General features: G+C 66.9%; 1 pseudogene. It reads left to right on the top strand.

The annotated features are described in order from the left end of the window. Nucleotides 1-76 precede the first annotated feature (76 nt). Nucleotides 77-1,080: pseudogene (locus tag ACZ562_RS38350) on the top strand (IS5 family transposase). The last annotated feature ends 23 nt before the right edge of the window (nucleotides 1,081-1,103 follow it).

Here is a 1,103-nt window from a genome sequence, read left to right as displayed (position 1 = left end):
CTAGGGAGCGTATCGAGTCGTGATCGATCTGCGGGATTCGCCTTCATGGTGGGGCCTGGACCGGTAGACCTTTTACGTGACGCGAGTGCAACTAACGGACGCCGAGTGGGAGTTCATCGGGCCGTACCTGCCGATCGGTGAGTACGGCCCGTACCCTGAGCGGCTGCGGCAGCAGTTCGAGGGTGTGATCTGGCGGTTCAAGACCGGCGGACAGTGGAGGGAGATGCCGCAGGAGTTCGGCGCCTGGCCGACCGTCCACAACCGCTTCCGGCAGTGGCGTGACGCCGGCGTCTTCGAGGCCCTGCTGGAGGGCCTGGTCGCGGAAGCCGCGAAACGGGGTGAGGTGGACCTGTCCCTGGTCAGCATCGACTCCACCACCGCGCGCGCTCACCACGACGCTGCCGGGATGCACCTGGGCGAGGATGTCCTCACCGCCCTGGAGAAGGCAGCCACCGAGGCGGAGAAGGCCAGGCCAAAGGGGGCAGCCTGGAAGAACAAGACGGACGGGACGCCGAGATCGATGCCGAGCGCGAAGAGCGGCGACGCATCCGGCGTCGGCGCAAACTCCGGCTGAAGGCCGCCCTCCTGGGACGTTCCAGGGGCGGGCAGACCAGCAAGGTCCACCTCGCCGCCGATCGGAAGTGCCGTCCCCTGGCCCTCATCCTGACCGCGGGCCAGGCGGCGGACAGCCCGCAGTTCATCCCCGTCCTGAAGAAGGTGCGGGTGCGCGGGCCTGTCGGCCGTCCCCGCACCCGGCCCGGTGCGGTTGCCGGAGACAAGGCTTACTCGTCCCGCGGTAACCGCGCCTACCTGCGTAAACGTCGCATCAAGGCGGTGATCCCGGAGAAGAAGGACCAGGCCGCCAACCGGAAGAAGAAGGGCAGCAGGGGTGGCAGGCCCGTCAGCCACGACGCCGAGCTCTACAAGGAGCGGAACACCGTCGAACGCGCGATCAACAGGATGAAGGCCTGGCGAGGCATCGCAACCCGCTACGACAAGACCCCGGACAGCTACCTCGCCGGTCTCCACCTTCGCGCCTCAATGATCTGGATCAAGGACCTCACACGAGCCACCGCTTGATCACAACCAAATACGCTCCCTAG

It is taken from the genome of Streptomyces sp. NPDC040410 (genome assembly GCF_055595715.1).
The sequence above is the reverse complement of the archived record's forward strand: the minus strand, read 5'-3'. Positions and strand labels throughout refer to the sequence as shown.